The organism is Pseudomonas sp. NPDC090752 (assembly GCF_055584805.1).
Genome location: NZ_JBVJLI010000004.1, coordinates 24,357 through 48,262, shown reverse-complemented (window position 1 = coordinate 48,262; position 23,906 = coordinate 24,357). Strand labels below are relative to the sequence as shown.

Annotated in this window: 21 protein-coding genes, 1 tRNA gene and 1 pseudogene; 14 read left to right on the top strand and 9 right to left on the bottom strand. The window is 62.3% G+C overall.

Features of this window, described 5'->3' with window-relative positions:
* Positions 1–72: 72 nt before the first annotated feature.
* Both tusA and pdxB read left to right on the top strand, forming a co-directional pair.
* Positions 73–315, top strand: coding sequence for a sulfurtransferase TusA (gene tusA, locus ACZ6YA_RS07465; RefSeq protein ID WP_403132828.1), 243 nt, complete (start codon positions 73–75; stop codon positions 313–315).
* A gap of 60 nt (positions 316–375) precedes the next feature.
* Complete coding sequence (pdxB, locus tag ACZ6YA_RS07460) at positions 376–1,518, top strand: 4-phosphoerythronate dehydrogenase PdxB (RefSeq protein ID WP_465896494.1); 1,143 nt, start codon at positions 376–378, stop codon at positions 1,516–1,518.
* Positions 1,519–1,567: 49 nt separating this feature from the next.
* Here the strand turns inward: pdxB and ACZ6YA_RS07455 are convergent, their stop codons facing one another.
* The gene (locus tag ACZ6YA_RS07455) at positions 1,568–1,741 is read right to left on the bottom strand and encodes a PA1571 family protein (RefSeq protein ID WP_465896493.1); all 174 of its coding nucleotides are present in this window, start codon (positions 1,739–1,741) and stop codon (positions 1,568–1,570) included.
* A 147-nt stretch (positions 1,742–1,888) separates the two neighbouring features.
* Between ACZ6YA_RS07455 and ACZ6YA_RS07450 the strand changes: the two genes are divergently transcribed.
* From ACZ6YA_RS07450 to ACZ6YA_RS07440, 3 genes and pseudogenes are all read left to right on the top strand, one after another.
* Entirely contained in the window at positions 1,889–3,652 is a 1,764-nt protein-coding gene (locus tag ACZ6YA_RS07450; protein ID WP_465896492.1) for an ABC transporter transmembrane domain-containing protein, read from the top strand.
* 91 nt (positions 3,653–3,743) lie between these two features.
* Positions 3,744–4,526: pseudogene (locus tag ACZ6YA_RS07445) on the top strand (methyl-accepting chemotaxis protein); the annotation flags it as partial.
* 165 nt (positions 4,527–4,691) lie between these two features.
* A complete protein-coding gene (locus ACZ6YA_RS07440) occupies positions 4,692–5,459 on the top strand; it encodes a methyl-accepting chemotaxis protein (RefSeq protein WP_465896708.1) in 768 nt (255 codons plus the stop codon).
* Positions 5,460–5,514: 55 nt separating this feature from the next.
* Here ACZ6YA_RS07440 and ACZ6YA_RS07435 read toward each other — a convergent pair.
* Together ACZ6YA_RS07435 and ACZ6YA_RS07430 are read right to left on the bottom strand one after the other, a co-directional pair.
* A tRNA-Pro gene (locus ACZ6YA_RS07435) sits at positions 5,515–5,591 on the bottom strand.
* A gap of 81 nt (positions 5,592–5,672) precedes the next feature.
* Complete coding sequence (locus ACZ6YA_RS07430) at positions 5,673–5,894, bottom strand: YgdI/YgdR family lipoprotein (RefSeq protein WP_465896491.1); 222 nt, start codon at positions 5,892–5,894, stop codon at positions 5,673–5,675.
* A 175-nt stretch (positions 5,895–6,069) separates the two neighbouring features.
* Between ACZ6YA_RS07430 and moaB the strand changes: the two genes are divergently transcribed.
* Together moaB and ACZ6YA_RS07420 are read left to right on the top strand one after the other, a co-directional pair.
* Positions 6,070–6,609, top strand: a complete 540-nt coding sequence (gene moaB, locus ACZ6YA_RS07425; RefSeq protein ID WP_465896490.1) for a molybdenum cofactor biosynthesis protein B — start codon at positions 6,070–6,072, stop codon at positions 6,607–6,609.
* The gene (locus tag ACZ6YA_RS07420) at positions 6,593–7,819 is read left to right on the top strand and encodes a molybdopterin molybdotransferase MoeA (RefSeq protein ID WP_465896489.1); all 1,227 of its coding nucleotides are present in this window, start codon (positions 6,593–6,595) and stop codon (positions 7,817–7,819) included. The genes moaB and ACZ6YA_RS07420 overlap by 17 nt, the downstream gene beginning before the upstream one ends.
* Here the strand turns inward: ACZ6YA_RS07420 and ACZ6YA_RS07415 are convergent.
* Entirely contained in the window at positions 7,808–9,055 is a 1,248-nt protein-coding gene (locus ACZ6YA_RS07415; protein ID WP_465896488.1) for a glycosyltransferase family 4 protein, read from the bottom strand. The genes ACZ6YA_RS07420 and ACZ6YA_RS07415 overlap by 12 nt on opposite strands.
* A gap of 241 nt (positions 9,056–9,296) precedes the next feature.
* On the opposite strand from ACZ6YA_RS07415, the gene yegS reads away from it, so the two are divergent.
* Positions 9,297–10,178, top strand: a complete 882-nt coding sequence (gene yegS / locus ACZ6YA_RS07410) for a lipid kinase YegS (protein ID WP_465896487.1) — start codon at positions 9,297–9,299, stop codon at positions 10,176–10,178.
* Here yegS and ACZ6YA_RS07405 read toward each other — a convergent pair.
* The 3 genes from ACZ6YA_RS07405 to ACZ6YA_RS07395 form a co-directional block, all read right to left on the bottom strand.
* Positions 10,162–10,821, bottom strand: a complete 660-nt coding sequence (locus ACZ6YA_RS07405; RefSeq protein WP_465896486.1) for a response regulator — start codon at positions 10,819–10,821, stop codon at positions 10,162–10,164. The genes yegS and ACZ6YA_RS07405 overlap by 17 nt on opposite strands.
* On the bottom strand, positions 10,818–11,708 hold the full coding sequence (locus tag ACZ6YA_RS07400) for a sensor histidine kinase (protein WP_465896485.1): 891 nt from the start codon (positions 11,706–11,708) through the stop codon (positions 10,818–10,820). The genes ACZ6YA_RS07405 and ACZ6YA_RS07400 overlap by 4 nt, the downstream gene beginning before the upstream one ends.
* 345 nt (positions 11,709–12,053) lie before the next feature.
* Positions 12,054–12,551 carry a histidine kinase gene (locus tag ACZ6YA_RS07395; protein WP_465896484.1) on the bottom strand — a complete coding sequence of 166 codons (498 nt, stop codon included), beginning with the start codon at positions 12,549–12,551 and terminating at the stop codon, positions 12,054–12,056.
* A 340-nt stretch (positions 12,552–12,891) separates the two neighbouring features.
* Here ACZ6YA_RS07395 and ACZ6YA_RS07390 point away from each other — a divergent pair, with 340 nt between their 5' ends.
* Positions 12,892–13,827 (top strand): chemotaxis protein CheV, encoded by a 936-nt coding sequence (locus ACZ6YA_RS07390; RefSeq protein WP_465896483.1) that lies wholly within the window; start codon positions 12,892–12,894, stop codon positions 13,825–13,827.
* A gap of 56 nt (positions 13,828–13,883) precedes the next feature.
* Positions 13,884–14,687, top strand: coding sequence for an MOSC domain-containing protein (locus ACZ6YA_RS07385; protein WP_465896482.1), 804 nt, complete (start codon positions 13,884–13,886; stop codon positions 14,685–14,687).
* Between the two features lie 117 nt (positions 14,688–14,804).
* Here ACZ6YA_RS07385 and ACZ6YA_RS07380 read toward each other — a convergent pair whose 3' ends face one another.
* Positions 14,805–16,733, bottom strand: a complete 1,929-nt coding sequence (locus ACZ6YA_RS07380; protein WP_465896481.1) for a transglycosylase SLT domain-containing protein — start codon at positions 16,731–16,733, stop codon at positions 14,805–14,807.
* A gap of 221 nt (positions 16,734–16,954) precedes the next feature.
* Between ACZ6YA_RS07380 and ACZ6YA_RS07375 the strand changes: the two genes are divergently transcribed.
* Positions 16,955–18,883, top strand: a complete 1,929-nt coding sequence (locus ACZ6YA_RS07375) for an ATP-binding cassette domain-containing protein (RefSeq protein WP_465896480.1) — start codon at positions 16,955–16,957, stop codon at positions 18,881–18,883.
* A 128-nt stretch (positions 18,884–19,011) separates the two neighbouring features.
* Here the strand turns inward: ACZ6YA_RS07375 and ACZ6YA_RS07370 are convergent, their stop codons facing one another.
* A complete protein-coding gene (locus ACZ6YA_RS07370) occupies positions 19,012–19,452 on the bottom strand; it encodes a universal stress protein (RefSeq protein ID WP_465896479.1) in 441 nt (146 codons plus the stop codon).
* A 109-nt stretch (positions 19,453–19,561) separates the two neighbouring features.
* Between ACZ6YA_RS07370 and ACZ6YA_RS07365 the strand changes: the two genes are divergently transcribed.
* The 3 genes from ACZ6YA_RS07365 to fadA all read left to right on the top strand — a co-directional run bounded on the left by ACZ6YA_RS07365 (position 19,562) and on the right by fadA (position 23,842).
* Positions 19,562–19,999 (top strand): hypothetical protein, encoded by a 438-nt coding sequence (locus tag ACZ6YA_RS07365; protein WP_465896478.1) that lies wholly within the window; start codon positions 19,562–19,564, stop codon positions 19,997–19,999.
* A 488-nt stretch (positions 20,000–20,487) separates the two neighbouring features.
* Positions 20,488–22,635, top strand: coding sequence for a fatty acid oxidation complex subunit alpha FadB (fadB, locus tag ACZ6YA_RS07360; RefSeq protein WP_465896477.1), 2,148 nt, complete (start codon positions 20,488–20,490; stop codon positions 22,633–22,635).
* A 31-nt stretch (positions 22,636–22,666) separates the two neighbouring features.
* Complete coding sequence (gene fadA / locus ACZ6YA_RS07355) at positions 22,667–23,842, top strand: acetyl-CoA C-acyltransferase FadA (RefSeq protein WP_465896476.1); 1,176 nt, start codon at positions 22,667–22,669, stop codon at positions 23,840–23,842.
* The last annotated feature ends 64 nt before the right edge of the window (positions 23,843–23,906 follow it).

The following is a 23,906-nucleotide window of genomic DNA, read 5'->3' as shown; positions in this document are numbered from 1 at the left end:
GCAGGGGATGGGGCTGGGTATTGGTCCGCGCCACAGGATGCGCCACAATAGCGATCATTTGCGGAGCCCCTCATGACTGATTTCACCCCCGATGCCATCCTCGACGCCACCGGACTGAACTGCCCGGAACCGGTCATGATGCTGCACACCCACGTACGCAACCTGGCCGCTGGCGGCCTGCTCAAGGTCATCGCCACCGATCCCTCGACCCGTCGCGACATCCCGAAGTTCTGCAACTTCCTTGGCCACGAGCTGTTGGAGCAACAGGAAGAGGCGGGCACCTACCTGTACTGGATCCGCAAGAAAGCCGACTGATCCACTCTGGATCGCGCCTGCCATAGCACCTACACTGCGTTCCCCAGACAGGAGAGCGCCATGCTGATAGTTGCCGACGAGAATATCCCGCTGCTCGATGCCTTCTTCGAAGGCTTCGGCGAGATCCGCCGCTACCCTGGCAGGAGCCTCGACGCTGCCAGCGTCAAAGAGGCCGACGTGCTGTTGGTGCGCTCGGTGACCAAGGTCGACCGGCAACTGCTCGAAGGCAGCAAGGTGCGCTTCGTCGGCACCTGCACCATCGGCACCGACCACCTGGATCTGGCCTACTTTTCCCAAGCGGGTATCCACTGGAGCAGCGCGCCGGGCTGCAACGCGCGCGGCGTGGTCGACTACGTGCTGGGCAGCCTGCTGACCTTGGCCGACCTGGATGGCGTAGCGCTGCCACAACGTACTTATGGCGTGGTGGGTGCTGGTGAAGTGGGTGGCCGACTGGTGCGTGTACTGCATGGCCTTGGCTGGAAGGTGCTGGTCTGCGACCCGCAGCGTCAAGCCGTCGAGGGCGGCGACTTCGTCAGCCTCGACACGGTGCTGGAACAGTGTGATGTCATCAGCCTGCACACCCCGTTGCAACGCGACGGCGAGTACCCGACCTGGCACCTGCTGAGTGACGCGCAGCTGTCGCGCCTGCGCCCCGGCGCGTGGCTGATCAATGCCAGCCGTGGGCCGGTGGTGGACAATGCGGCACTGCGCGAGCTGCTGCTGGACCGCGAAGACGTGCACGCTGTGCTCGATGTGTGGGAGGGCGAGCCGCAAGTCGACCTGCAGCTGGCCGACCTGTGCACCTTGGCCACTCCACACATTGCCGGCTACAGCCTGGACGGCCGCCAGCGCGGTACGGCGCAGATCTACCAGGCCTTGTGCCGCTTTGTCGGTGAGCCTGAGCACGTGCAGTTGAAAGATTTGCTGCCCAAGCCGCCGCTGGCGCAGATCGAGCTGGATGCTGATACGAACCTGGATTGGGCGCTGGCGACCTTGTGCCGTGCGGTGTACGACCCGCGCCGCGACGATGCCGATTTTCGCCGCAGCTTGAGTGACGATGCCGCCGAGCAACGTGCAGCTTTCGATCAGTTGCGCAAACATTACCCGCCACGGCGCGAGATCGAGGGGCTGGCGGTACGCTTGCGGGGCGAGGCGCCGCAGTTGGCGCAGATGGTCAGTGCACTGGGCGGCGTGGTGGTCTGACGGCCAATAAAAACCCGGCGCATGCGCCGGGTTGCAATCAATTCTTCGCTCAGCCCTTGCGCACTTTCCGGACCCGACTTTCCTCAAGGTCCTTGCAGGCTTTTTGGATCATCTGCTCCGTGATCGGCACTTCGTGGCCCTGGGCGTCGATGATCGAACCGCAGGGTTTCGGTTGCTGAGTACTCTGGGGCTTCTGGGTGTCGCTGCCTTGCTGCAGACTCATTTACAGTCTCCTCTTGGGTTTCACGACACTGACAGTCCACCAGAAACGCCGGCAAACCTCCAGAGGCGTTTTAGAACGATGGGCTATAGCCACCGGCACGGCCGATGAGTGCTAGGCTGCAGGCTCACTGTTGCTGTGGCCACTGTCATGCCCGAACCGGTTACTTCTCGTCAGCGTCGCGCCTTGCTCCTGTGTTGGCAATTCTTGCGTCCCTACCGTCGGCAAGCACTGCTGGCCTTGCTGGCACTGGTGGCGACTGCCGCCATCACCTTGTCCATGGGCCAAGGCATTCGCCTGTTGGTGGACCAGGGCTTCATGACCCGTTCAGCACACCAATTGAACCAGACCATCGGGTTGTTTCTGTTGCTGGTATTGGCGTTGGCAATCGGGACATTCAGCCGCTTCTACCTGGTTTCTTGGATTGGAGAGCGCTGCGTGGCTGACATCCGCCGCGCCGTTTTCGATCATCTGATCGGGTTGCACCCGGGCTTTTTCGAAGACAACCGCAGTTCGGAAATCCAGTCCCGGCTGACCGCCGACACGACCTTGCTGCAGTCGGTGATCGGCTCATCGCTGTCGATGTTCCTGCGCAATGCCTTGATGGTGATCGGTGGCGTGGTGCTGCTGTTCATCACCAACCCGAAGCTCACCAGCATCGTCGTGGTGGCACTGCCATTGGTGCTGGCGCCAATCCTGTTGTTTGGCCGCCGCGTGCGCAGCCTGTCGCGGCAGAGCCAGGACCGGGTGGCGGATGTGGGCAGCTATGTGGCCGAGACGCTGAGGCAGATCAAGACCGTGCAGGCCTATAACCATCAGGCGCTGGATCGCCGATTGTTCGCAGGTACCGTCGAAGCGGCTTTCGCCGTGGCGCGTCAGCGCATCGCCCAGCGGGCTTGGCTGATTACCCTGGTGATCGTGCTGGTGCTGGGCGCGGTGGGGGTGATGTTGTGGGTGGGCGGCATGGATGTGATCGCAGGGCGCATTTCCACCGGTGAACTGGCGGCATTCGTGTTCTACAGCCTGATCGTCGGCAGCGCCTTCGGTACCCTCAGCGAGGTGATCGGTGAACTGCAGCGCGCTGCGGGCGCGGCAGAACGCATCGCCGAACTGCTGGCAGCGCACAGTAGCATTGTCGAGCCAGAGAAGGTGCTTGCACTGGATGGGGCGCGCGCGGTCGGGTGTATCGAGCTGCAAGCGGTGGAGTTCGCCTACCCGTCGCGGCTATCGGTGGCCGCGATCGACAATCTGAGCCTGAGCATCGAGCCCGGCCAGACCGTGGCGCTTGTAGGGCCGTCGGGGGCGGGCAAGTCGACCCTGTTCGATCTGTTGCTGCGTTTTTACGACCCGCAACAGGGCCGTATCCTGCTGGACGGCCAGCCGATCACCGGGCTGGCACTGGCGGACCTGCGCCGCCAGTTCGCCCTGGTCGCACAAAACCCTTCGCTGTTTCGCGGTACGGTCGAGGCCAACATCCGCTACGGCCGCCCCGAGGCCAGCCTGGCGGAGGTCGAGGCCGCGGCACGGGGCGCGCATGCCGACGAATTCATCCGGCAATTGCCGCAGGGTTACCAGACCCCGCTGGGCGAGGGCGGAGTCGGCCTCTCAGGGGGGCAGCGACAGCGCCTGGCCATTGCCCGTGCGTTGCTGGTGGATGCGCCGATCCTGCTGCTCGACGAGGCCACCAGCGCCCTCGACGCACAGAGCGAGCACCTGATCCAGCAGGCGCTGCCAAGCCTGATGGCTGGTCGTACGACACTGGTCATCGCCCATCGCCTGGCGACGGTGCAGCATGCCGACCGCATTGCGGTCATCGACAAGGGGCGCGTAGTGGCCGTGGGCACGCATCGTCAGCTGATCGAAAAAAGCCCGCTGTATGCTCGCCTGGCCGCGCTGCAGTTCACCACAGCTTAATCGTTGTACATCTGTAACATTTTTGTAGCAATTGCTTGAGAGTATCGTTTGCAACTGTTGTGTAAGTGCTCGAACTGGCTGCTATCGATTGATGGCAGCTTTTTTTTGCCTTGCGAACGAGGACAAGGATGTCTGTCGCGGCGCTGCCAACGGCGCGCTGATTCCTACTTCCTTGTTCCCGAGACCCGCGATGTTGCGTAAATCCCTCCGAGTGCAAATTCTTGCTCTGCTTGGCGGCAGCCTGGCAGCGATACTGCTGATCGCCCTGGTGTGCTTCCAGTTCCTGTCCTCCAGCGTGCGCGGCTATGCCGAGCTGGTCGATGGGCCGCTGCGCGCCTCGCAAGTGATCGACGAAGCCAACCTGCAGTTCAAGATCCAGGTGCAGGAGTGGAAGAACGTGCTGCTGCGCGGCCGTCAACCGGCCGAGCTGGACAAGTATTGGCAGCAGTTTCAGGCGCGTGAGCAGCAGGTTCAGCAACTGCTTGGGCAACTGATCGAAAGCAGTGACGACAAGCTCAAGGTGCCGTTGCAGCAGTTGCGTGAAAGCCACCGCCAGTTAGGCGTGGCTTACGCACAAGGTCGCCAGGCCTTCCTGGCTGCTGCAGGTGACCCCGTGGCCGGTGACCTGGCCGTCAAAGGTGTCGACCGCGCCGCCAGTGACCAGATGAGTGCGCTGGTGGAGCAGTTGCGCAGCGACGCCCGTGAACGCGCTGCCAGCATCAATGCCCGTGCCCAGCGCACGGTCTGGCTGGGCGTGCTGGTGATGCTCGGCTCGGCGCTGCTGGTGGGCTTGCTCAGCCTGTGGCGGGTCAACCGCAGCCTGATCGAGCCGATCGGCCAGCTGATCGAATACGTCGCGCAATTGAGCCAGGGCCGCTTTGGAGCCCGGGTCGACAGCCGACGCGAGGATGAACTGGGTCGCCTGGCGCGTGCCGCCAACACCCTGCGTGATTTCCTGGCCGAAACCGTTGGCCGCCTCAAGGACAATGCCCAGGAGCTGGAAGGCGCCAGTGGCCAACTACGCAACATCGCCGGCGACATGGCGCGTGGCACCCAGGACCAGTTCCAGCGCACCGACCAAGTGGCCACGGCGATGCACGAGATGTCCGCCACCGCCCAGGAGGTCGCCCGCCACGCCGCCGAGGCCGCGCGTGCGGCCGATGATGCCGACCACAGCGCCCAGGCGGGGGAGCAGGTGATGCAGCAGACCATCGACATCATTAGCGCAGTGAACCGCGAGATTGCCGATACCGCTGCGGTGATCCGCGACCTGGAAAATGACAGTTCGCGCATCGGCAAGGTGCTCGAAGTGATCCGCGGCATTGCCGAGCAGACTAACCTGCTGGCGCTCAACGCGGCCATCGAAGCGGCCCGCGCGGGTGAGGCGGGGCGTGGCTTCGCGGTGGTGGCCGACGAGGTGCGCAGCCTGGCCCAGCGCACGGCGGCGTCGATCGCCGAAATTCATCAGATAATCGAGGCCGTGCAGTCGGGGGCGGTGGAGGCGGTCAAGGCCATCGAAAGTGGCCAGCAGCGCAGCGAGGAGGGCGCCGAGCAGGTACAGCAAGCCGGGCAGATGTTGCAGCGCATCACCACGGCGGTGGAAGCCATCCGCGACATGAACCGGCAGATCGCCACGGCGGCCGAAGAGCAGACCAGCGTGGCCGAGGACATTTCGCGCAACCTGATCGAGATCACCCGTATCGCCACCGCCAACCAGGAGGCGGTACAGCATACCGAGCAGGCCGGGCAGCGCTTGCATGGGTTGTCGGGGCAACTGGGCGAAGTGACTTCGCGGCTGACGGCATAGGCCGAATCACAGGCAGCAAAAAGCCCGCACATGGCGGGCTTTGTTGAGCAGGATCTGGTCGGAGAGACAGGATTCGAACCTGCGGCCTTCTCGTCCCGAACGAGACGCGCTACCTGGCTGCGCTACACTCCGATGAACGAAATCCTACTGCATGGTTTTTTTGAGCACAAGTCCTTGTAGTGACACGACCTCGTGCTCAAAAAAGGCGCTGGATCAGAGTTCTTTGACGGTACGGATCTGGTCTTTGTTAAGGCGTGTGCGCTTGCCGTCGAGTTGTTCGAACTCGTAGAAGCCAGAGTCTTCGTCAAAGGACGGGGTGTCCACTGCCTGGACCTCACGGCCGTCGTTCAGGGTGATCACGGTAGGCGAAGCGCAGCCTGCGAGGGCGCCCATGCCCAGGGCGAGCAGGAAGGCGGGAAGAGTCCGTTGAATCATCGTGTTTCTCCAGTGCGATGGTGCTAGATGACTTTATGACGCGGGGCGTCTGCGCAAGTTCCTTTCACAGTGCAGCATAGCGTCAATGCCGGGGTATTGACCTGGGTCTGTCGAGGTTGCTCACCGCTGCCTGTGATATAAATGCGGCCATCCCTTTCCCCTGCGATGGACACTCATGAAAGCCAAGGCAGATACCCCGTTCGTGGCGCTGAACATTGCCGTGCTGACGGTCAGCGACACGCGTACCTTTGAAACCGATACTTCCGGGCAGATGTTCGTCGACCGCCTGAGCGCAGCGGGCCATCAGTTGGCGGCACGCGTGCTGCTCAAGGACGATCTGTACAAGATCCGCGCCCAGGTTGCTACCTGGATTGCCGATGACACGGTGCAGGTGGTGCTGATCACCGGCGGTACCGGCTTTACCGGGCGCGATAGTACGCCGGAAGCCGTGGCCTGCCTGCTGGACAAGCAGGTGGAAGGATTTGGTGAGTTGTTCCGGCAGATTTCAGTGGCCGATATCGGCACCTCGACGGTGCAGTCGCGGGCACTGGCTGGCCTGGCCAACGGTACGTTGGTGTGCTGTCTGCCGGGTTCGACCAACGCCGTGCGCACCGGCTGGGATGGCATCCTCGCCGAGCAGCTGGATGCCCGCCATCGACCCTGCAATTTCGTCCCGCACCTGAAGCAGGCAGCTGCCTGTGAAAGCCGTGGCTGAGGCGCCTCAGGCCCGGCCGCTGATGCCGATGGAGGAAGCGTTGGCGCAGTTGCTGGCATTGGCCGAGGCAGCGCCGATCGAGGACGTCGAGACCGTCTCGCTGGCCGACGCCGAGGGCCGGGTGTTGGCAACCGATCTGGTGGCCTCGCTCGACCTGCCGCCCTGGCCGAACAGCGCCATGGACGGCTATACGTTACGCCTCGCCGATTGCCAGGGTGAACCCCTGTCGGTCAGCCAACGTATTTTCGCCGGTCACGCGCCCGAGCCCTTGCAGCCTGGTACCTGTGCGCGGATTTTCACCGGCGCGCCGCTTCCGGCCGGGGCCGATTGCGTCGAGATGCAGGAAAACACCGAGGTGCTCGAGGATGGCCGGGTGCGCTTCCTCGAGCCGCTCAGGCTCGACCAGAACGTGCGCCCTCAGGGCCAGGAAACCCGCAAGGGCGAACAGGTCATGGCGGCTGGCACGCGCCTGGGGCCTATCGAGCTGGGCCTGGCCGCGACCCTGGGGCATGCGCAGCTTGAAGTGGTGCGGCGGGTGCGCGTGGCGGTGTTGTCGACGGGTGACGAGCTGGTCGAGCCAGGCCTGCCATTGGGCCCAGGGCAGATCTACAACAGCAACCGGCGCCTGCTGGTCAGCTGGTTGCAGCGTCTGGGCTGCGAGGTGCGCGACATGGGTATCCTTCCCGATGACCTGGTACGCACCCGCCAGTGCCTGGCCAGCTTGGGCGATGTCGACCTGATTCTGTCCACCGGGGGCGTTTCGGTGGGCGAAGCCGATTACCTCGGCGCAGCCCTGCGCGAAGCCGGCGAGCTGGCCTTGTGGAAGTTGGCGATCAAGCCAGGCAAGCCGCTGACCTTTGGCCACTATCAAGGCGTCCCCGTGATCGGCCTGCCAGGTAACCCGGCGTCGACGCTGGTGACCTTTGGCCTGCTGACGCGCCCGTACCTGCTGCGTCGCCAGGGCGTTGCCGAGGTCACGCCACTGCGTTTCGACGTACCCGCAGGGTTCGATTGGCCCAAGGCAGGTACCCGCCGCGAGTACCTGCGCGCACGCATCGACAACGGTCGCGTACGTATCTACAAGAATCAAAGCTCCGGCGTGCTGCGCAGCGCCGCCTGGGCCGAGGGTTTGGTGGAGGTGCGCGAAGGTAGCACGCCACAGCAGGGTGACAGCGTGCCGTTCATACCTTTGAGCGAACTACTTGGTTGACCGCCCGAGCCAGGCGCCAGCGGGTTGCGAGGCATCGGCAGGTGCCGACTGGGTCAGGCGCATGTGTACGTTCTCCAATTGCTGGGCCGCCACGCTCCAGTCGTGACGCTGCCGGGCAAACTGACGGCCGGCTTCGCTGAGTTGGCACATGCGCCAGGGTTGGTTGAGCAACTGGGTGATCAGCAGGGCCAGCTGGCCGCCGTCATCGCTGCCCAGGTAATGCTCGCCATTGTTCACCGCAAGGCCTGAAACACCTTTGCCGGTGGTGATCACGGGTAGCCCGGCGGCCATGGCTTCAAGGATCTTCACCTTGGAGCCGCCGGCGTAGCGCAAGGGTGCGAAGAACAGCGCCGAGCGCCGTTGCAGTTCGCGCAGGTCGGGGCGGTAGCCAACCCATTCGATGCGCGGGTCGTTCCAGTGCAGCTTCCAGCTGGCCGGCAGGGCATGCCCGGCAATGGCCAGGCGTACCGCCGGATTGCTCATCCAGACTTGTGGAAGGATTTCTTCCAGCGCCCATTCGATAGCTTCCAAGTTGGCGCCGTACTCGAAATTGCCGACAAACAGCAGGCGCTGGCTGTGCAGAGAAGGGCGCACATCCTGGTAGTAATCGCAATCCACACCATTGACCACCACATTCACCGGGCGCCCACTGATCTGGCTGATCAGTTCGGCATCATGGCTGCTCACCGCTACCACTTCACTGGGCTGGCGCAGCACGCGTTGCTCCCAGCGGCGGTAGCGCCAGCGGTCGAACGCATTGAGCGGGCGCAGCCACAGGGGCAAGCGGTCGTGGCAGGCGGCGCCCATCACCGATTCGAGGGTGTGCTCGCTGAGCATGTAGGGCGCGCCGCGCGCCTGCAGGGCCTTTTCAAAAGGTTGAAAACCATAGCTGTGCTCAATCTGGATAACGTCCCAAGGTTCGTCCAGCAACTGCTCGAAGCGATGCCGCAGGCAGGGCGCCAAGCCATTGATGATGGCGCGCATCGGGTAATCGATGATCGGTGAGGCGAGCAGGTTGAGCGGACTGTGCAATGCCCGTCGGGGCAGCACGATCAGGCGCTCGACCAGCGGTTCGAGGGCCTCGCGGGTGGCATCATTGAGCGGTATCTTCGACTGCACCAGCAAGGTGATCCGGTGGCCATGCTGCGCGAGCGCACGCAGCAGGTGGTATTGCCGGGTCTTGCTGCCGCTGGTGGTGGGCCAGGGCAGGTAGGGCAGTGTCCAGAGTATGCGCATGAACCACAATCCTCGTTAAAGGCCGCGGACAAAAAACGCGCCCGTTGGCAGTCAGCCGATGGCGGCTGCCGGGACGCGTCCATAGCTATCAGTAAAGCGCACGATTTGTTCTTCGCCCAAATACCCGCTGCTCGGCACTTTGATCATGTCTTGGTTTGGCGATTATTTTTCCGCTGCATGCAGCATTATGCCCCTGGCGATGGTCGAGATTTTGACTGATCGGTCCCCATGGAGAAGCGCGATGCGCAAGGCGATAGTGATCCTGCATGGCAAGCAGGCGATGAACGAAGAGGTGCGCAAGGCCGTGGTCGCGCAACGCGAGCGTGGTTGGACGCTGGATGTTCGGGTGACCTGGGAGGCGGGTGATGCACAGCGGCTGGTCGATGAAGCATTGGCGGCCGGCTACACCCATGTGGTCGCGGGGGGCGGTGATGGGACGTTGCGCGATGTGGCTGAAGCCATGGGCCAGGCCGACACCGAGGCTAGCCTGGCGTTGCTGCCGCTGGGCACCGCCAATGACTTCGCCAAGGCCGCCGGGGTGTCGTTACAGCCGGCCGAAGCCCTGGCGCTGTTGGACCTGCCGGCACGGCCGATCGACCTGGGCAAGGTAGGCGACCAACTGTTCCTGAACATGGCCACGGGCGGTTTCGGCAGCCAGGTCACGGCCAACACGTCCGAAGACCTGAAGAAAGTGCTGGGTGCGGCGGCCTACCTGTTCACCGGGTTGTCACGTTTCAGCGAACTGCAGGCCGCCTCGGTGGAACTGACCGGCCCGGACTTCCAATGGCAAGGCGACTTGCTGGCACTGGGCATCGGCAATGGTCGACAAGCCGGTGGCGGGCAAGTGTTGTGCGCCGAGGCAGTGGTGGATGACGGCTTGCTCGACATTGCCATTCTGCCAGCACCACAGGAAATGGTCGGCGCGCTGCGCGACCTGTTGGCCGGGGAAGGGTTGTTCGTGCGTGCGCGTTTGCCCTGGGTCGAAATCAAGAGCTCCCAAGGCCTGGACATCAACCTTGACGGCGAACCGTTGCAGGCCGAGAGCCTGCGCTTCGAGTCCGTGCCTGCGGCGTTGCGGGTGCACTTGCCGCCGAACTCGCCGCTGCTCAGTCGTCCAGCCTGATGATTTTTTCGCGTACGGCAAATAGCACAAGACCGGCGACGTCGTAGATCTGCAGGCGTTTCATGATCTGCGACCGATGGGTTTCGACGGTTTTGATCGAAAGGCCAAGGCCGGCGGCGATCTCGCGGGTGGATTTGCCGCGCACGATCAAACGCAGGATTTCCAGCTGCCGAGCGGTCAGGTTGTGGCGGTCGGCGTTGGGTTGCATGCCCTGCTGCGACCGCATCAGGGCCTGGTTGATAACGGTGTGGGCAATGGCGGGGCTGAGGTAGCGCTCGCCATTGCGCAACGCGGCCAGGGCCTGCTCAAGCTCGGTTGCGGTGGCATCCTTGAGCAGGTAGCCGTGGGCGCCGCTCTCCAGGGCCCGCATGATCATGTCTGGGTCGGTGTGCATGGACAGGATGAGCACTTTGCAGGTATTGCCAGTGGCGCGCAGCAGGGTAAGGGCATCGAGGCCGCTGGTCGAGCGCATGGAGATGTCCAGCAACACGATGTCGGGCGCCAGTTGCTGAACCTGCTCAAGCAACTGGTCGCCATCATCGGCCTCGCCCACCACGGCGTAGCCCGGGATGTCGGAAACCAGCGCGCGGACTCCGGCGCGGATCAGTGAATGGTCATCTATCAGCAGCAGTCTGGAGGTCATCGGGAAGCAGGGGTCCTGGCGCGTTCGTGGGTGCGCGGTGGCCACGGGAACAACACCTCGATCCGCGTGCCCAGGCCGAGCTGGCTAGTGATTTCCAGGTTGCCTTGCAGTGCTGTGGCGCGCTCCTGCATGCCAGCCATGCCGCGCTGGCCTGCCTCGGCCGGGTTGACGGCAGGGATGAAGCCCTGGCCATCGTCCTGAATCGACAGCAACAGCCCCGCAGGGCTGCGCTGCAGGCGGACAATCAAGTTGCGCGCCTTGGCATGGCGCAGGATATTGGTGAGCGCTTCCTGGGTAATGCGGAAGGCGGCCATGGCCACATCTTCGGAAATACCGCCCAGGCGCTGATGGCACTCCAGGCTCCAGTGCATGTCGGTGCTTGCCAGGGTGCGCACCAAATGCGCGCGTAGGCTGGCTTCCAGGCCCAGGCTGGCCAGTTGCCGGGGATTGAGGATGGCGGAGACGTCGCGCACTTTGCTCAAGGTATCTTCAAGGGTGCTGCGCAGACCGCCGCAGTGCGCCTGCAAATCGCTCGGCAGCCGTCTTTGCATCCATTCCAGCTGGAGTTTGGCGGCGGTGAGCAACTGGCCGATGTCGTCATGCAGTTCACGGCTCAAGTGCTGACGTTCACTTTCCTGGACCTTGAGCATGCGGTCGGCCAGCTCTGCCGGGCGCAGGCTGATCGAGCGTGCGCCGTGGCTCAGGTGCCAGCCGACCCCGAGCATGGCTGCCAATTGCAGCAATAACAGGCTGACAGGCAGTGCTTGGCCACTGAGGCACAGCAGCAGGTTGGCCGACAGCGAAGCCACGCACAGCAATGCGGTCGCCCAACGCAGCAAGGGGGCGCGGGAACGGCAACGCAGAGGGATCTTCAAGCGTGGGAGCATAGATGGGATGCCACTGAATTCTTGCTGATGGAGGCCTTGCACCTGACTTGCCCAGGGCTTGGCAAGGTGCTTTCAACAATCGCCGAGATACGGGTGGCCAATGCTAGTTAGTGCGCATGGTAACACTTCGTGCTGCTCTGGTCGCGGCTGGGTAATGCTTTGAAACCTCAGGGTTTCCGGGGGCTGCTGGGTGGCCAAGTGATATTGCGCGCGCCGATGAAGGCTGTAGTAAATCCAACGTTTCTGACAGCAATAAGCGTGCAAGCGTCGGAACTTGCAGCGCCGGGCAAGTTCCTTCTCCGTTGTTCTTGAATAATGCACTTAGTTGCACGATAAAAGCGCCCGCTAGTGCGCCTGAGTTGGCAGGCTGGACAAGGCGGGGTCCGCCTTGTGCGGGTGAATGCACGCGGTGTCGTGGCAAGGCGCACACGTTTGCGGTAGCGGCTGATCCAGCGTGGTTGCAAGTTCGGCCAGCAGAGCGATTTGTTCACTGGCATCGAGGGCCAGTCGCCCGGTTTGCTTGTCGACCAGTTCCAGTTGCCACGCCAGCAAGGTCAAGCATGCAGACAGCGCAGGTAGGGCCTTGCTGTGCAGGTGCAAGTGTCGGCATGCCGGGGCGAGCAGCTGCTGCAGCGCACAGGTGTAATGCGCCACTTCGAGCAAGCCCAGGCCGCTGGCGCGCCGGGCGAGGGTATCGAGGGCGTTGTCGAGGCAATGGCAGGCGTCGGGGTCGTTGTCGATCAGTTCAAGGTGCTGCAGGCATTCCTGAGACTGGGTCAGCAAGACTTGCGCATCCAGCAAGAACTCTTGCAGTGCGCTGCTGTTGAAGGCTGTGCTTTCCATCATGAGGCTCCGGCGCGCAGGGCGGGAGCGGGGGATGGCCAAGCCATGTCGATCGCTAGCAAAAGCCTGACTCCATTCATGCAGTGAGAATGGCGTCACATTAATGGCTAATGGATATCGCGAATATCAGGTTGCACCTGATTGCCGCTAGGGGTTTCCCTGATGGGGGCTAAGGTGCGACAGGTTGCCCCAGCAATGGATCCAAGTTGGGACTTGCCCAGTAAAGCATGATGGTAATGTGATATCAATTACCTAAGCGGCATTTTCATTCAAGGGTCAAGCTGCGCTGCGAGCCGCCGATACTAGATGGATCAATTGACATTTCCCGGGGCTTTTTCCAATGGCTGGCATTCTCGACACGGTAGACCAACGCACGCAACTGGTGGGTGAGAACCGCCTGGAAATCCTGATGTTTCGTCTGGCAGGACGTCAGCTGTTCGCCATTAACGTATTCAAGGTGCAGGAAGTGCTGCAATTGCCCAAGCTGACCTTGATGCCCCAGCGCCACGCTTTCGTCTGTGGCGTGGTCAACCTGCGTGGGCAGACCTTGCCAGTGATCGATCTGTCTCAGGCCATCGGCATGCGGCCGCTGACCCCTGGGCCGGACAGCACCATCATCGTTACCGAGTACAACCGCTCGGTGCAGGCGTTCCTGGTGGGCGGGGTCGACCGTATCGTCAACATGAACTGGGAAGCCATTATGCCGCCGCCTACCAGTGCCGGCCGCCAGCATTACCTGACCGCCATCACCAAGGTGGAGGACAAGCTGGTGGAAGTGATCGACGTGGAAAAGGTGCTGGCCGAGATCGTGCCCTACAGCGCAAAGGTGTCCAACGACAAGCTCGCCGACCCGGTCCTAGCCCGCGCCCGTGGACGGGAAGTGCTACTGGTGGACGACTCCAGCGTGGCCCTGGCGCAACTGCGCGACACCCTGTCGCAACTGGGGGTGAAACTGCACGTGGCCAGTGATGGGTTGAAAGCCTTGCGTATGCTCAAGGGCTGGGCCGATGCGGGCGAGGATGTCTGCGAAAAACTGCTGATGGTGTTCACCGACGCAGAGATGCCCGAAATGGACGGTTACCGGCTGACTACCGAAATCCGCAATGATGCGCGTCTGCGCAAGCTCTACGTGGTGCTGCATACCTCGCTGTCTGGCAGCTTCAATGAGTCCATGGTCAAAAAGGTCGGCTGTGACAATTTTCTCTCAAAGTTCCAGCCTGATCGCCTTGTCGATGTGGTCAAGCAACGCCTGCTCCTGGATACAACCACTGCGTGATCTCTCCGCCTACCGGGTTTAAGCTCGGCTTTTGGCGTGGCACGAGGCAGGCAGGGATGTATCTGAGTGAGTTGTATCGTTATCCGGTGAAGTCGGGGCAGGCGCAACGCCTGCAGGGTTCGTCGGTGGGGCACCTGGGATTGCTGGGTGATCGACGCTGGATGGTGGTCGAGGAAGAGAATGGCCGCTTTCTTACCCAGCGCGCCTGGCCGCTGCTTGGCCGGCTCAAGGCGAGCGACGGTCCGGATGGCGGGTTGTTGCTGGAGGCTACGGGGATGGAGCCGTTGCACGTGGCGCTGCCACCTGCCGATGATGACCTGCGCGGTGTGACGATCTGGCGTGACACCCTGCGCGTGCCCGATGGCGGCGACGCAGCGGCGGCCTGGTTGTCGCAGTTGCTCGGTAAGCCTGTGCGTCTGGTTTATTGCCCGGAACAACGAGCACGCTACTTGCCCAGCGGTTATGGCTTGAACAGTGATCGGGCGGCGTTCCCCGATGGGTTTCCGTTGTTGCTGATAGGGCAAGGCTCACTCGATGAGCTAAGCAGGCGGATTGGCCGCCCTATGGAGATGCTGCGATTTCGCCCGAATCTGGTCGTGCAGGGGGCTGAGCCGTTTGCCGAAGATGGTTGGAAGCGGATTCGTATTGGCGAGCTGGAGTTTCGCGTGCTCAAGCCCAGCGTGCGTTGCATTTTAACCACGCTTGATCCTGCAACTGGGGAGCGCAGTCTGGACCGTGAGCCATTGACCACGCTGAAGACCTTCCGGGAAAAGGAAGGGGATATTCTGTTCGGGCAGAACCTGGCGGTGGATGGCAGTGGGCGGGTTGAGGTGGGGATGGACGTAGAAGTGCTGGAATAGTGCTTGTTGGTGCTGGCCTCTTCGCGGGGCAAGCCCGCTCCCACAGTTTGCCACTGAATCTGAAACTAGTGAGCACCTGTGGGAGCGGGCTTGCCCCGCGAAGGGGGCGGAACTGATTCACATATCGTCGAAATACCGCTCGTGCCAATCCACCAACGGCTGCGGTGAATTGAGCTTCTGCCCGTAGATCACCGAGTACGACAGCACGTTCTGTACGTACTGGCGCGTCTCGTCGAACGGGATCGATTCCACCCACACATCGAAGCTCAAGTGCTTGGCACCCTTGAGCCACTGGCGCACGCGCCCTGGGCCTGCGTTATAGGCTGCCGAGGCCAGTACTCGGTTGCCGTTGAACTGGCCGTGCACCTGGCTCAGGTAGGCCGCGCCGAGCTGAATGTTCTTGTCCGGGTTGAACACCTGCTGCGGTGACGCCAGTGGAATGCTGAACTTACGCGCGGTTTCCTTGGCGGTGGCCGGCATCAGCTGCATCAGGCCGCTGGCGCCCACGCTGGAGCGTGCATCCTCCATGAAGGCGCTTTCCTGGCGGGTGATGGCGAACACCCAGCTCGAATGCAGCCCGCGTACCTTGGCCTCACGCACCAGGGTGTCGCGGTGGGCCATCGGGAAACGGATGTCCAGATCGTCCCAGTACTGCGCCTGGCTGATGGTGCGAATGGCCGGGAAGTACCAGCGCAGGTCATAGGCCAGGCGCGCCTGGGCAACCATCTCGTCGCGGTTGAAGTGGCGGCTGACGTGATACCACTCGCGACGGCCATCGACGATCTGGCCGCGGGCGTGAAACTCCAGGGCGCGCTGGACGCCCGGGGTATTGCGCACTTTTTTGACCAGTTGCGGGCTCAGCACCAGCGGTCGATTGTTCAGCTGGTACGGTGTCTGCGCCCGGTCGGCGGCGAGGAAACCATAGAAGTCACGCTCGCGCGCCACCATCTTGTACAGCTGGGGGATCTGCGGGTTGTTCGGCTGCGCCAGTTCCAGGCTGCGCGCCTGCCAATACTTCCAGCGGTTGCTGCTGGCCAGGTCCTGCGGCAGGCGCTTGGTCAGCTCGTAGGCGTCCTCCCAGCGGCCAAGGCGCAGGAGCAGGCGCAGACGCCACTCGCTAACGGTATTGTCGCGCAGCTCCGGGTCGTAACGGGTCATCAGGTCGAGGGCGCGCGGGTCGTAGCGGCGCGCCAAGGTCAGGCCGATCTCGCGGGCAATGGCGACCTTCTCGTCGCGGGAGAAATGCATGCGCTGGGCGTAGTCATCGAGCAGCGCCATGGCGCGCTCCGGGTTCTGGCGGGCCAGGCGGCGAAGGCCCAGGCTGACCACGTCGGACATGGCTTCATTGACCGGGGTGAAGCGCGACGGCTGGTTCAGCAGCTCGGGCTTTTGCGCCACATCGACCAAGAGGCGGCCCTGTGGGGCCAGGGTGGTGAGCGAGCTGACCAGGTTGTTGGCGAGGGTATAGTTGCGCGCCTGGGCTGCCAGCTTTGCGCGATTCCAGCGTTTGGCCTCCGTCAGCTGCCCCTCGGCGGCCCACATGCCGAACAAGGTGTCGCAGGCGGCCGGTTGCGACTTGCCCACGTTCCACAGCTTTTCGGCACTGGCGTAGCCTTCGGCTCGCTTGCCGTGGCTCAGCTGGTACTGACCGTTGAGGCAGTCCAGTTCGGTGAAATTGAGTTTGGGGTCGTAGTATTTGACGAATGTATTCCACTCGCCACGCTCGGCCAGCCAGCGCAACCAGCGCAGCTTCATCCAGTTGGCCTGGGGCAGGTCGCCATGCTTGGCCAGGAAACCTTCGATTTCCTCGTTGCTGGCGCTTTTCAGGCGCGCGGTGAGTTCGTCGTAGGCCAGATAGGGCGTGAGCGGGTAGTCGCGCAGGGCCTGGGAGTAACGCAGGTAAGGGCCCTTGTCGCCCTTGGCCAGCGCGCGCTTGGCCTCGTCGTAGTACTGACGTTGCTGTGAGAGGTCGATGGCCTGCGCCGCACTGGCGGTGGCGGCGCTAAGCAGCAGGCAGGAGGCAATCTGTAACAGGCGGCTGCGCATGATACGTCCGGGCGTTTGAACCATGGGAAAGTGACGGCGATGCCAGCACTGTTGGAAGCTATTGCGTTAGCTTAGCCGTTTGCCGGCTACGGGTGAAAGCACTGCGCTTGTATCAAGGCATTAACATCGACCGGATGTCGCAATGCCCTGGCAGCGCAGTCAACTTAATGCCGGAATGGCCCAACTCAGGTAGAATGCGCGCCCGCTTTCTGGAGACGAACATGACCCTGCTCAAATTCAGCGATGTGTCGCTTGCATTCGGCGCGATGCCGCTGCTGGACAAAGTGTCCTGGCAGATCGCCCGTGGCGAGCGGGTGTGCATCATCGGCCGCAACGGCACCGGTAAGTCGAGCATGCTGCGCCTGGTCAAGGGCGAGCAGAAAGGCGATGACGGTGAGATCTGGCGCGCCCCCGGCCTCAAGATCGGCGAGTTGCCGCAGGAGCTGCCGGTCGCTGATGAGCGGACGGTGTTCGACGTGGTGGCCGCAGGCCTGGATGGCGTTGGCGAGTTGCTGGCGCAGTTCCATCACCTCAGCCAGAACATCCAGGGCGACGACGACCTGGACAAGCTCATGCACGTCCAGCACGAGCTCGAAGCCCGTGATGGCTGGCGCTTGCAGCAAGTGGTGGAAAGCACCTTGAGCCGTCTGCAACTGCCGGCCGACAAGACTCTGGCCGAGCTGTCCGGTGGCTGGCGCCGCCGTGTGCTGCTGGCACAGGCGTTGGTCTCGGAACCCGACCTGCTGCTGCTCGATGAACCGACCAACCACCTGGACATCGGTGCCATCGCCTGGCTCGAAGAGGCCCTGCGCGGCTTCAACGGTGCGGTGCTGTTCATCACCCACGACCGTTCCTTCCTGCAGAACCTGGCCACGCGGATCCTCGAACTGGACCGCGGTGGGCTGATCGACTGGAACGGCGATTACGCCAGCTTCCTGGTGCACAAGGAAGCGGCGCTGGCGGCCGAAGAGACCGCCAATGCGCTGTTCGACAAGCGCCTGGCCCAGGAAGAGGTGTGGATTCGCCAGGGCATCAAGGCCCGTCGTACCCGCAACGAAGGCCGTGTGCGTGCACTCAAGGCTTTGCGTGTAGAGCGCGGTGAGCGCCGGGAGCGTCAGGGCAAGGCCAACATCCAGATCGAGGCGGCGGACAAGTCCGGCAAGCAGGTCATGGTGCTGGAAAACGTCAGTTTCCATCACGCCGAAGGTCCTATGTTGGTCAAGGACTTCTCCATGGTTCTGCAGCGTCAGGACCGTATTGGCCTGCTGGGTGCCAACGGTACCGGCAAAACTACGTTGCTCAAGCTGATGCTCGGCGACCTGGAACCCACCTCTGGCAAGGTTGAGCGCGGCACCAAGCTGGAAGTGGCCTACTTCGACCAGATGCGCCACCAGCTTGAGCTGGAAAAGACCGTGATCGACAACCTGGCCGAAGGCCGCGATTTCATCGAAATCGACGGCCAGAACCGCCACGTGCTCAGCTACCTCGGCGATTTCCTGTTCAGCCCGCAGCGTGCCCGCACACCGGTCAAAGCGCTGTCGGGTGGCGAGCGTGCGCGCCTGCTGCTGGCCAAGCTGTTCAGTAAACCAGCCAACTTGCTGGTATTGGACGAACCGACCAACGACCTGGATGTGGAAACCCTCGAGCTGTTGGAAGAAGTGCTGTCCAACTACAAGGGCACCGTACTGATGGTCAGCCACGACCGGGCCTTCCTCGACAACGTCGTCACCAGCACCCTGGTGTTCGAAGGCGAGGGCAAGGTGCGCGAGTATGTCGGCGGCTATGAGGATTGGATTCGTCAGGGCGGTTCGCCGCGGCTGTTGGGCGTGACCGAGAGCAAGAGCGGCAAGTCCGAGCTCAACAGTGCGGTGGTCGAGAAGCAGGAAGTGCAAGCCGCAACAGCTCCAGTGGCAGCCGTGGCCGATGCGTCGAAGAAAAAACTCAGCTACAAGCTGCAGCGTGAGCTGGAGATGCTGCCTGGGCAGATCGACGCAGTCGAGCAGCGTATGGCAGTGGCTCAGGAAGAGGTTGCTGCACCGGGCTTCTATCAGCGGCCTATCGAGGAAACCGCAGCGGTGCTGGCGAAGCTGGAGCAGATGCAGGGCGAGCTGGATGCCTTGGTAGAGCGCTGGGCTGAGCTGGAAGGTTGATTTGCTTTTAGTCTGCACCGGCCTCTTCGCGGGGCAAGCCCGCTCCCACAGGTACTGCACAAATCACAAGGTGTGCATAGTATCTGTGGGAGCGGGCTTGTCCCGCGAAGAGGCCGGTGCAGGCTAGATCATTCCTTCTTCTGCAACCGCACCGCCAGCACATCGCACGGCGCGCCGTGCAGCACGTCATTGGCGGTAGATCCCAGCAGAAGCGCCAGCCCATGCCGGCCATGGCTGCCGACCACGATCAGGTCGCACTTCTGGTCTTTGGCCAGTTGGTGGATTTCCTGGCGCGGCTGGCCATAGACCAGATGCGAATCGCCACGATTGATATCCGGGTATTTGTTGAACAGACGCTCCATGCGCTCCTTCGCCTGGTCGAACTGCTGCTGTTGCAACTGCGACAGGTCCATCGGCACGTCACCGCCAAAGGCCATGGCCATGGGCTCGACGATGTGGACCAGTGATACCTTCGCGCCGCTCGCCAGAGCAATTGCCTTGGCGCGCTTGATCACCGGGTCGCATTCTTCGGTCAGGTCGACAGCGACCAGAAGATGTTCATAGGACATGTGCAGTACTCCTGACAATCGCGATAGTAGAAGTATGGTCGCTTTCGGGCGGATCTTCCGTGAAACCGAGTAACCCGCTCATTTGCAACGCTTTATGGGATCTACAGATATGACGGTATTGCTGGTGGTGTCAATCCTTGCGCTGATTCTCAGCCCGTTCGCCTGGCTGCGCCAGTCGCGCAAGCAGGGTGAGCAGATGAGCCTGCGCCTGGAAGCGCGGCGCATGGGTTTGGCCATGCAGCTGGCGCCGCAGCAGTGGCCGCACTGGCTGGAAAAAGAGCCGCCGAGCCCATGCCCGCAGTACCACCGCGGGCGCAGTCGGGGGCGCGAGGACAGCTGGTGTTACTGGCAGGTCAGCCCAGGGGTGTGGTGGAACCAGTGGCGTGAAGTGTGTGAAGAACCGCGCCTGAACGAGGTGTTCACGCGGCTGCCTGCAACCGTCTACAAGGTCGAAGCCGATAAGCGCATGATTGCCCTGTACTGGAGCGAGCGTGGCGATAAATCTGTGTTGCAGGATATTGCCCACGCCTTCGAAACCCTCGCTTAACGCCTCCATAACGACAAAGCGGCAACCTGGCAGCACCCCAATGAGGGTAGGTGCCAGGTTGCCGCTTTGTCGTTTCTGCCGCGCAGAAAAGGCCAGGCAGGCCGGGAATTTCTTCAAGCCAGTCGCAGTGTAGCCATCCTGTGGGGCGGTGCATGAAAAAAATGCAGCGGCAGGCTTTCTATGTGGTCAATCGCTGACATGAATGATCGGCAATCACTGTCACCATGATTTGTACCAGGACGATACAAAGTGACCGGAAAGTCGCGTTTTCACGGTGCTTTAGATCATTTGACAACGCCGATCTTTTCGGAGAATGTGTGCATACCCAAATCAAACGGGCGTATGAATTGAGCGTTTGTATGTCACACCGCTCATTCATAGTTCCGACTAGCGCGCTGACGGGTGTGCCTGGGCAAGGGCAGCGAACGGCTGCTTTCCACCAGCGATCGGCGTGTACAGTTCAGCTTCCATATCGTGGAGATCAGTTGATGATTTACGAAGGTAAAGCCATCACGGTTAAGGCTCTTGAAAGTGGCATCGTCGAACTGAAGTTCGACCTCAAGGGTGAGTCCGTCAACAAGTTCAACCGCCTGACCCTGGACGAGCTGCGCCAGGCCGTCGATGCCATCAAGGCCGACGCCTCGGTGAAGGGCGTGATCGTCAGCAGTGGCAAGGACGTGTTCATCGTCGGCGCCGACATCACCGAGTTCGTCGACAACTTCAAGCTGCCCGAGGCCGAGCTGGTCGCCGGCAACCTGGAAGCCAACCGCATCTTCAATGCCTTCGAAGACCTCGAAGTGCCGACCGTTGCCGCGATCAACGGCATCGCGCTGGGTGGTGGCCTGGAAATGTGCCTGGCGGCCGACTACCGGGTCATGTCCAGCACCGCCAAGATCGGCCTGCCGGAAGTCAAACTGGGCATCTACCCGGGCTTTGGCGGTACCGTGCGCCTGCCACGCCTGATCGGTTCGGACAACGCCATCGAGTGGATCGCCGCCGGCAAGGAAAACCGTGCCGAAGACGCCCTCAAAGTCGGTGCCGTCGACGCCGTGGTTGCGCCTGAGCTGTTGCAGGCCGGTGCCCTGGACCTGATCAAGCGCGCCATCAGCGGCGAGCTGGATTACAAGGCCAAGCGCCAGCCAAAGCTGGAAAAGCTCAAGCTCAATGCCATCGAGCAGATGATGGCCTTCGAGACCGCCAAGGGCTTCGTCGCAGGCCAGGCCGGTCCGAACTACCCGGCCCCGGTCGAAGCCATCAAGAGCATCCAGAAAGCCGCCAACTTTGGCCGTGACAAGGCCCTGGAAGTTGAAGCCGCGGGTTTTGCCAAGCTGGCCAAGACCTCGGTCGCCGAAAGCCTGATCGGTCTGTTCCTGAATGACCAGGAGCTCAAGCGCAAGGCCAAGGCCCACGACGAAATCGCTCGCGACGTGAAGCAGGCTGCCGTGCTCGGCGCCGGCATCATGGGCGGCGGTATCGCCTACCAGTCGGCGGTCAAGGGCACGCCGATCCTGATGAAGGACATCCGCGAAGACGCCATCCAGCTGGGCTTGAACGAGGCTTCCAAGCTGCTCGGCAATCGCGTCGAAAAAGGTCGCCTGACCCCGGCGAAAATGGCCGAGGCACTCAACGCCATTCGTCCAACCCTGTCCTACGGTGATTTCGCCAACGTCGACATCGTCGTCGAGGCCGTGGTCGAAAATCCGAAAGTCAAACAGGCCGTGCTGGCGGAAGTGGAAGGCCAGGTGAAGGCGGATGCGATCCTCGCCTCCAACACCTCGACCATCTCCATCAACTTGTTGGCCAAGGCGCTCAAGCGGCCGGAAAACTTCGTCGGCATGCACTTCTTCAATCCGGTGCACATGATGCCGCTGGTGGAGGTCATCCGTGGCGAGAAGTCCAGTGAAGTGGCGGTTGCCACCACCGTGGCTTACGCCAAGAAGATGGGCAAGAATCCGATCGTGGTCAACGATTGCCCGGGCTTCCTGGTGAACCGCGTACTGTTCCCGTACTTCGGCGGCTTCGCCAAGCTGGTCAGCGCCGGTGTCGACTTCGTACGTATCGACAAAGTCATGGAGAAGTTCGGCTGGCCGATGGGCCCTGCCTACCTGATGGACGTGGTGGGCATCGACACCGGCCACCATGGTCGTGACGTGATGGCCGATGGCTTCCCGGACCGTATGAAGGACGACCGTCGCTCCGCTGTCGATGCCCTGTACGAGGCCAACCGCCTGGGTCAGAAGAACGGCAAAGGCTTCTACGCCTATGAGACCGACAAGCGCGGCAAGCCGAAGAAAGTCTTCGATGCCACCGTGCTCGACGTGCTCAAGCCCGTCGTCTTCGAGCAGCGTGAAGTCCTTGATGAGGACATCATCAACTGGATGATGGTCCCGCTGTGCCTGGAGACCGTGCGCTGCCTGGAAGACGGCATCGTCGAGACCGCTGCCGAAGCTGACATGGGCCTGGTCTACGGCATTGGTTTCCCTCCGTTCCGCGGTGGTGCGCTGCGCTACATCGACTCGATCGGTGTGGCTGAATTCGTTGCCCTGGCCGACCAGTACGCCGACCTTGGGCCGCTGTACCACCCGACCGCGAAGCTGCGTGAAATGGCCAAGAACGGCCAGCGCTTCTTCAACTGAGTGGTCAACGAGCTAGAGCGAGAAATTTGATATGAGCCTGAATCCAAGAGACGTCGTGATTGTCGACTTCGGTCGCACCCCGATGGGCCGCTCCAAGGGTGGCATGCACCGCAACACCCGCGCCGAAGACATGTCGGCGCACCTGATCAGCAAGTTGCTTGAGCGCAATGGCAAGGTCGACCCGAAAGAAGTCGAGGACGTGATCTGGGGCTGCGTCAACCAGACCCTGGAGCAGGGCTGGAACATCGCCCGCATGGCCTCGCTGATGACCCAGATCCCGCACACCTCGGCCGCCCAGACTGTCAGCCGCCTGTGCGGCTCGTCGATGAGTGCGTTGCACACTGCCGCCCAGGCGATCATGACCGGCAATGGCGACGTGTTCGTGGTCGGTGGTGTCGAGCACATGGGCCACGTCAGCATGATGCATGGCGTCGACCCCAACCCGCACCTGTCCTTGCACGCCGCCAAAGCTTCCGGGATGATGGGCCTTACCGCCGAGATGCTTGGCAAGATGCACGGCATCACCCGTGAGCAGCAAGACCTGTTCGGCGTGCGTTCGCATCAACTCGCCCACAAGGCGACGGTCGAAGGCAAGTTCAAGGATGAGATCATCCCGATGCAGGGCTACGACGAGAACGGTTTCCTGAAGGTCTTCGACTTCGACGAGACCATTCGCCCGGAAACCACCCTCGAAGGCCTGGCATCGCTGAAGCCAGCGTTCAACCCCAAAGGCGGTACCGTCACTGCTGGTACCTCGTCGCAGATCACCGACGGCGCTTCGTGCATGATCGTCATGTCTGGCCAGCGCGCGATGGACCTCGGCATTCAGCCATTGGCGGTAATCCGTTCCATGGCCGTCGCGGGTGTGGACCCGGCAATCATGGGCTACGGCCCAGTGCCGTCGACCCAGAAAGCCCTCAAGCGCGCCGGTTTGACCATGGCCGACATCGACTTCATCGAGCTCAACGAAGCCTTTGCCGCACAGGCCCTGCCAGTGCTCAAAGATCTGAAAGTGCTCGACAAGATGAATGAGAAGGTTAACCTGCACGGCGGCGCCATCGCTTTGGGCCATCCGTTCGGTTGCTCGGGTGCACGGATTTCCGGCACCCTGCTCAACGTCATGAAGCAGAATGGCGGTACCCTGGGTGTCGCCACCATGTGCGTCGGCCTCGGCCAGGGCATTACCACGGTCTTCGAACGCGTCTGATCGCGTTGCAAGGCAGCAGCCGGGGCCCTGTGCCCCGGTTTTTGTTTTTTACAGATTTTGTTTC